Below are 6965 nucleotides of genomic sequence, written 5' to 3'. Positions count from 1 at the left end.
ACCGGCAAGTCCAGCCTCAACATCACCGGCGTCACCTTCAACTCCACAGGCCTCGGCCTGGCGGCGCTAACCAGCGGTGTCGACTTCATCGACAACGCGGCGACCAACAAGGTGTTGTCGAATCTGAACGCGGCCTCGAGCACGCTGCGCTCCGAGGCGTCTTCGCTCGGTTCGAACCTGTCGATCGTGCAGGTGCGTCAGGACTTCAATAAGAGCCTGATCAACGTGCTGCAGACCGGTTCGTCCAACTTGACGCTGGCCGACACCAACGAGGAGGCCGCCAACAGCCAGGCGCTGTCGACCCGCCAGTCGATCGCGGTCTCCGCGCTGTCGCTCGCCAACCAGTCGCAGCAGAGCGTTCTGCAGCTCCTGCGCTGATAATAAAGACAGGGCCTGAGACAATCTGGCGGCGGGGCTTTTGCCCCGCCGTTTTTCTTGCGCGGCTACCGCCAAGTCTCCCGACAGTATTCAGCATGAGGTATAATGATAGTCATTCAGGTAAAATCATAATCCATGTAGGTAAAATGATGACTAAGAAGGTAAAATAATAATGTGATTGCCGTGCACGTCAAGATTAGCAAAGCATTCATCATAGGATTTAAGCTGGTATTAACCTTAATTTAAAGGACACCTCCTACAACTGGACCAAAGTCCGGTTCAGGTCAGCGCGTTCCCGATTCGTCGCTGGCTTCGTGCAATAAGAGGAAGGTCCGCAAATGTCCGGTATCGTTCTTTCGGCATCAGTCCGCCAGAACCTGCTGTCGCTGCAGTCGACGGCCGATTTGTTGGCGACGACGCAAGGGCGCCTCTCGACGGGCAAGAAGGTCAACTCGGCCCTCGACAATCCGACCAACTTCTTCACCGCGCAGGGGCTGGACAATCGGGCCAGCGACATCTCAAACCTGCTCGACGGCATCAACAACGGCGTGCAGATCCTGCAGGCCGCCAACACCGGCATCACCTCGCTGCAGAAACTGATCGACTCGGCGAAATCGATCGCCAACCAGGCGCTGCAGACCACGGTGGGCTACTCGACCAAATCGAACGTCCAGACCACGGTGCCCGGCGCCACCGCCGCTGACTTGCGCGGCACGACGTCCTACGCCAGCGCGACCGCCTCCAGCAACGTGCTCTACAGCGGCGCGGCCGGCGGTGTGACACCGGCGACCTCCGCCAAGACGCTGGGTGGCACCTCGGGCCTGTTCACGCTGAACAACGTGAGCGACAACTCGGCGACTTCGGTCGCAATCACGACGGCGACCAAGATCTATGGCGCAAGCGCCGCGCTGACCACGTCGGGCGCCACCAAGTTCGCCGACGGCGACGTCTTCACCATCAACGGCAAGACCGTGACCGTGAAGGCGGCCACGACTCCGACCACCGCCAGCGTAGCCGCCGGCGGCGCCGGCCTCACCGGCAATGTCGTCACTGACGGCGCGGGCAACTCCACGGTCTACCTCAACGCCAACACCACGGTCGGTGACTTTCTCACCGCCTTCGACTTTGCAAGCGGCGTCAAGCTTGCTTCGCTCTCGGGCGGCGTCGCCACGGTGTCAACGGCCGCGGGCCAGACCCCTTCGACGATCAGTGTCGGCGGCGCAATTCAGTTGCAGAGTACCACCGGCCAGGATCTTACATTGACGGGCAAGGCCGATGATCTCGCAGCGCTCGGTCTGACCAACTCGACAGGGGGCGGCAATGCGACCGTGCAGGCATTCCGCACCACGAGTACCAACAGCCTCAGCGCCCTGATCCAGGCGGGTTCGACGCTGAACGTCGACGGCCACATCATCACCTTCAAGGATGCCGCGACGCCGGCCTCGGCGGCGGTGCCCACCGGCTCCGGCGTTTCCGGCAACGTCGTCACCGACGGCAGCGGCAACTCGACCGTCTACCTGCAGGGCGCGACCCTGTCGGACGTGCTCAACGCGATCGACCTCGCGACCGGCGTGCAGACCGCGACCATCACCAACGGCGCGGCGGGGCTTGCGACGGCAACCGGCCAGGTCAACTCCTCGGTCAATGTTTCCGGTCAGCTCAAGATCTCGACCGGGATCAATGCCGATCTGTCGATCACCGGCACCGGTAATGCGCTGTCGGTGCTCGGGCTTGCGGGCAACACCGGAAACGCGACGGCCTTCACGGCTGCGCGTACCTCCGGGGTCGGCGGCATCAGCGGCAAGACGCTGACCTTCACCGCCTTCAACGGCGGCACGCCGGTCAACGTCACCTTCGGCGACGGCACCAATGGCACGGTCAAGACGCTGAACCAGCTCAACGCGGCGCTGCAGGCCGACAATCTGATTGCAACCGTCGACGCCAACGGCGTGCTCACGATCACGACCTCCAACGATTACGCGTCCTCGACGCTGGGGTCCGTGGCGGCCGGCGGGGCCATCGGCGGCACGCTGACCAGCGCGCTGACGTTCACCACGCCGCAGCCGCCGGTGCAGGATCCGGTCGCCCAGGCGGCGCGCGCAGGCCTGGTCGCGCAGTACAACAACATCCTTCAGCAGATCAATACGACCTCGCAGGACGCCTCGTTCAACGGCGTGAACCTGCTCAACGGCGATACCTTGAAGCTGGTGTTCAACGAGACCGGCAAGTCGACCCTCAGCATCAACGGCGTCACGTTCAATTCGGCCGGCCTTGGTCTCAGTAACCTGGTGACGGGCGTCGACTTCATCGACAACGGTGCGACCAACAAGGTTCTGTCGGTCTTGAACGCGGCGTCGAGCACGCTGCGCTCCGAGGGATCGAGCCTGGGCTCGAACCTCTCGATCGTGGAAATCCGCCAGGACTTTTCCAAGAACCTGATCAACGTGCTGCAGACCGGCTCGTCCAACCTGACGCTCGCCGACACCAACGAGGAAGCGGCCAACAGCCAGGCCCTGTCAACCCGCCAGTCGATCGCGGTGTCCGCGCTGTCGCTGGCCAACCAGTCGCAGCAGAGCGTGCTGCAACTCCTGCGGTAAACAGACAACGAAATTTTAACGTCAACGAAGCGGCGGGGCTTTCCCCGCCGCTTTTTTGCGTTTTTTTGCTCGGTCCCCCGCTACCGGAGAACCCCGTATAAATACTTGCTTAAAGGTATGAGGCTACGTCTGGAGGTAGTGCCGTACTGCGCACGCGGTAGGGTACTACTCTGCAAGAAAGCAAACACGTTCAAGAAAGAAGGTAGCGCATGTCTGGTATCGTTCTCTCCGCGTCCGTCCGGCAAAACCTGTTGGCCCTGCAGTCCACCGCCGATCTGCTCGCCTCCACGCAAAATGCCCTTGCCACCGGCAAGAAGGTCAATTCCGCGCTCGACAATCCCACCAACTTCTTCACCGCCCAGTCGCTCGACAATCGCGCCAGCGACATCGGCAACCTGCTCGACAGTATCGGCAATGGCGTGCAGGTGCTGCAGGCCGCCAATACCGGCATTACCTCGCTGCAGAAGCTGGTCGACTCCGCGAAGTCGATCGCCAACCAGGTGCTGCAGAGCTCGGTCGGTTATTCGAGCAAGGCGAATGTCAGCGTCACCGGCACCGGCACGACCGGTACCGGCACGACGGTTGCGAGCAACCTCAATGCCGGCAAGCTCGGCGGTTCGGTCCTGACCTTCAAGACTTCGAGCGGCACGCTGGCCGTGACGATCGGTTCGACCTTCACAACCGCCAGCGGCACTGCGACCGTCAACACGCTGGACCAGCTCAACAGCGTGCTGGCGTCGAACGGCGTTGCCCTCATCGCCTCGCTGTCCTCGACGGCCGATACGCTGACCTTCACCTCGACCAACGATGCGGCGGCCCAGACCATCAGCAGCACTGGTACTGCACCGACCGGCGAGGGTGTCGACATCACCGCTACCACCGCGACGGTAGGAACGGTCAACGCCGCGGTTGCCGATCCGACCTCGCAGACCACCCGCGCCAACCTGGTCAGCCAGTACAACACAGTGATCCAGCAGATCACGACGACAGCGCAGGACTCGTCCTTCAACGGCGTCAACCTGCTGAACGGCGACAATCTGAAGCTGACCTTCAACGAAACCGGCAAGTCGAGCCTGAACATCTCGGGCGTCACCTTCAACGCAACAGGCCTCGGCCTTAGCACGTTGGCGGCGGGCACCGATTTCCTGGACAGCACCTCGGCCAACAGCATTCTCTCCAAGCTGAGCAACGCGGCGAACACGCTGCGTTCGGAAGCGTCGTCTCTCGGTTCGAACCTGTCGGTCGTGCAGATCCGTCAGGACTTCAACAAGACCCTGATCGACGTGCTGCAGACCGGCTCGTCCAATCTGACGCTGGCCGATACCAACGAGGAGGCGGCCAACAGTCAGGCGCTGTCGACCCGGCAGTCGATCGCGGTCTCGGCGCTGTCGCTCGCCAACCAGTCGCAGCAGAGCGTGTTGCAACTGCTGCGCTGATCGATAAGCAGAAGAACTTGGGTCAGTCTTGCGGCGGGGCAACAGCCCCGCCGCTTTTTTCTTCTTGGCCTTCTTGGCCGGTGTGCGCGCAACCGCCGCGTCGGAATGTCAATCCATCAAAACTTCGGATGCCCGTGATTCTACCGGACCGTATCAGTAAGCTAATCTTAAGCGGTATTCTTTACTGTCCCCGGGACCAGCCCCTAAATGCATGAATCAGCTAGGGAAACTCCCGAGGTAACGAATGTCCAATCCCGCGGCTGCAGCCTATGCGCGCGTTGCCACCACCACCGCATCGGCCCGTGATATCGAAGCGCAGACGCTCTTGAAGGCGGCCAACAAGCTGCAGGAGGCCATCAACAGTGCCGATCCGCGCAGCGAGCAGACGCGGCAGGCGCTGCTCTACAACCGCAAGCTCTGGACCATCTTCCTTAGCGAGGCGATGCGCGAGGGAAATCCGCAGCCGCTCGAAATCCGTCAGAAGATCGCCAATATCGGCGTGTTCGTGTTGACGCAGACGGCGGCGCTGCAGATCAGCCCGCAGTTCGATCACTTCCAGCCCCTGATCGACATCAACCGCAACATCGCCGCGGGTCTGTCCGGCCGCGCGTAACGGAGCCGTGTCATGGCCGACATCATGAGCCTGCTGTCCGCCTCTTATCGTTCCAACGTGCTGAACGCGGCGCAGAGCAAGAGCAAATATGTCGCGGTCGATCCAAAACTGTTCCAGGGCAGCTGGAGCGGCAAATACGCCAACGGCAAATCGTTCAGCTTCAGCATCACGGATGTGAGCGGCTACCAGGCCAAGGTCCGCTACCAGAGCGACGACGGCACGGTGAATTATCAGGATGTGCTGATCAAGGACTACGCGTTCCGCATCGGCAACACGAAATTCACCCTGACCGCAATCGGCAAGGCGCAGATCAAGAACGTGGTGACGGACCCGGCCACCGGATCGACCTATCTCGACACGGCGCAAGCGACGCTGAAATAGCCGGGCGGCTAAGCCGTCCGATCGGTCGGCAGTGCCCGGGGCGGACTGTCCTTCGTCATGTCCAGCGCATGAAAATAGGCCCGCCGGCGCAGCACCGCCTCGTCGGGATATTGCTCGACCACGGCCTCGGTCCTGCCGTTGAGCACCTGGAACACCATCGAGGCGGCATCGCGATCGAAGAAGGCCTGATGCGACACGAACTCGCTCGCCGCCTGGGCCTGAGCCTGGGCGTCGTTGCGAGCAGCCGCGCTCGGATCCCCAACCGTCACGCTCTGGCTGGCGGGTAGATCGGTGGCCACAGCCTCGCTGACGGCTTGGCTGGGCGCCTGCACGACGGGTGTGACCGCCGCGGCCCCCACTGGCCTGATGCTGAAATCCGAACTCATGGCAACCTCCTGGTGCCCCCTGAGCGACTCCTTCGCTCCTCCATGGACTATGCCCAGCAGGTCTCAACGTTTTGTTAGTAAATATGTTGAACATTCCCTCGATTAGTTCGGCTAAATTTTAATGAAATGTCACCGCTCGCGTTACAGCGACCGGCTGACCGAGATCGGCGTGATGTGGCGCGGTCCTGCCGCGGCACGGCGGCCGGCCGCGGTATAGGTGTTCGGCACGTTCCTTTGCTGCATCTCGGCATTGACGCCGCGCACGATGTTTTCCGACACCGCATGGGCGGTCGCCAGCACCGTCAGGTTGACCTGGAGCATCGCGCGAAAGGTGTCGTGATGACGATGCAGCGACGGCAGCAGTTCCGGCGCGCATCGTGACAGAACCTTCTGGTTCGCCTTCACCTCACTGACCGCCTTGACATAACGCCGCGACAGCTCCGACTTCTGCGGCCCGAGCGCCATCGCGTCCTTGAGCTTGCCGGCGCGGACCAGCTCGGTCTCGCGCTCGATGATGCCGAGCAGGGCGCTCATTGCCTCCATCAGCTCGCTTGCGAGCTGTCTGGCCGCGGCCGGCGAGGCGGGGATGGGGGCGGGGGCCGCCTGGCGTTGCGCCGATGCGTTCATGTCGGTGTCCTCATCTCGCTGGACGTCTTTGTCCGGTAGGTCTTTATCTGATAGGTCTTGGCCTGGTCGGCCTTGCTCTGTTCAGTTTTGGCCTGCTGCAGGATCAGGGTGCGAAAAACCTCGCTGGAGATCCCGACGCCGCCGGCCTTGGCAAAGTTCTTCGAATATTGCTCGGTCAGCATCGAGCGCCACACGCCGGTGCCGGGCGTGTCGCCGAACGGTCCTTCGCCCTTCAGGCCGCTGGTCATCTCCGAAAACATCGAATTGAGGAACATCGCCTCGAAATCGGTGGCAGTCGATTTCGCCTTGGCCTGCGCGGCCGGCGAGACCTTCGTCAGCGCGTCCTGCAGCTCGAGATCGGCGCGCGGCGCGATCGATGCGGTCGCGAAACTGGCGGGGACGCGCCCCTCTGCCGTGGTGATGAATCCCGACTGCATCACATCACCTCGATATCGGCTTCGATGGCGCCGGCGGCCTTGATCGCCTGCAAAATGCTGATCAGGTCGCGCGGGCCGATGCCGAGGCCGTTGAGGCCGTCGACCAGCTG

9 protein-coding genes are annotated in these 6965 nt (G+C 62.3%); 5 read left to right on the top strand and 4 right to left on the bottom strand.

Annotation, left to right across the window (positions count from 1 at the left end):
• From JOZ76_RS13540 to JOZ76_RS13520, 5 genes are all read left to right on the top strand, one after another.
• Positions 1-378, top strand: a 378-nt coding sequence (locus JOZ76_RS13540) for a flagellin (RefSeq protein ID WP_291699132.1), incomplete at its 5' end; no start/stop codon positions are given.
• A 338-nt stretch (positions 379-716) separates the two neighbouring features.
• Positions 717-2975 (top strand): DUF1522 domain-containing protein, encoded by a 2259-nt coding sequence (locus JOZ76_RS13535; RefSeq protein WP_291699131.1) that lies wholly within the window; start codon positions 717-719, stop codon positions 2973-2975.
• 209 nt (positions 2976-3184) lie between these two features.
• Positions 3185-4411, top strand: coding sequence for a flagellin N-terminal helical domain-containing protein (locus JOZ76_RS13530; RefSeq protein ID WP_291699130.1), 1227 nt, complete (start codon positions 3185-3187; stop codon positions 4409-4411).
• Between the two features lie 244 nt (positions 4412-4655).
• Entirely contained in the window at positions 4656-5024 is a 369-nt protein-coding gene (flaF, locus tag JOZ76_RS13525) for a flagellar biosynthesis regulator FlaF (RefSeq protein ID WP_291699129.1), read from the top strand.
• A 12-nt stretch (positions 5025-5036) separates the two neighbouring features.
• On the top strand, positions 5037-5405 hold the full coding sequence (locus tag JOZ76_RS13520) for a hypothetical protein (protein WP_291699128.1): 369 nt from the start codon (positions 5037-5039) through the stop codon (positions 5403-5405).
• Between the two features lie 8 nt (positions 5406-5413).
• On the opposite strand, the gene JOZ76_RS13515 is transcribed toward JOZ76_RS13520, so the two are convergent.
• The 4 genes from JOZ76_RS13515 to JOZ76_RS13500 form a co-directional block, all read right to left on the bottom strand.
• On the bottom strand, positions 5414-5791 hold the full coding sequence (locus JOZ76_RS13515) for a hypothetical protein (protein WP_291699127.1): 378 nt from the start codon (positions 5789-5791) through the stop codon (positions 5414-5416).
• A 141-nt stretch (positions 5792-5932) separates the two neighbouring features.
• Positions 5933-6418, bottom strand: a complete 486-nt coding sequence (locus JOZ76_RS13510; protein ID WP_291699126.1) for a hypothetical protein — start codon at positions 6416-6418, stop codon at positions 5933-5935.
• The gene (gene flgJ, locus JOZ76_RS13505) at positions 6415-6855 is read right to left on the bottom strand and encodes a flagellar assembly peptidoglycan hydrolase FlgJ (RefSeq protein WP_291699125.1); all 441 of its coding nucleotides are present in this window, start codon (positions 6853-6855) and stop codon (positions 6415-6417) included. The genes JOZ76_RS13510 and flgJ overlap by 4 nt, the downstream gene beginning before the upstream one ends.
• Positions 6855-6965 (bottom strand): flagellar basal body P-ring protein FlgI (locus JOZ76_RS13500; protein ID WP_291699133.1); only part of this gene is annotated, 111 nt, incomplete at its 5' end. The genes JOZ76_RS13500 and flgJ, both read right to left, overlap by 1 nt.

Source organism: Bradyrhizobium sp. (assembly GCF_019244115.1).
Classification (GTDB): Bacteria; Pseudomonadota; Alphaproteobacteria; order Rhizobiales; family Xanthobacteraceae; genus Bradyrhizobium.
The sequence above is the reverse complement of the archived record's forward strand: the minus strand, read 5'-3'. Positions and strand labels throughout refer to the sequence as shown.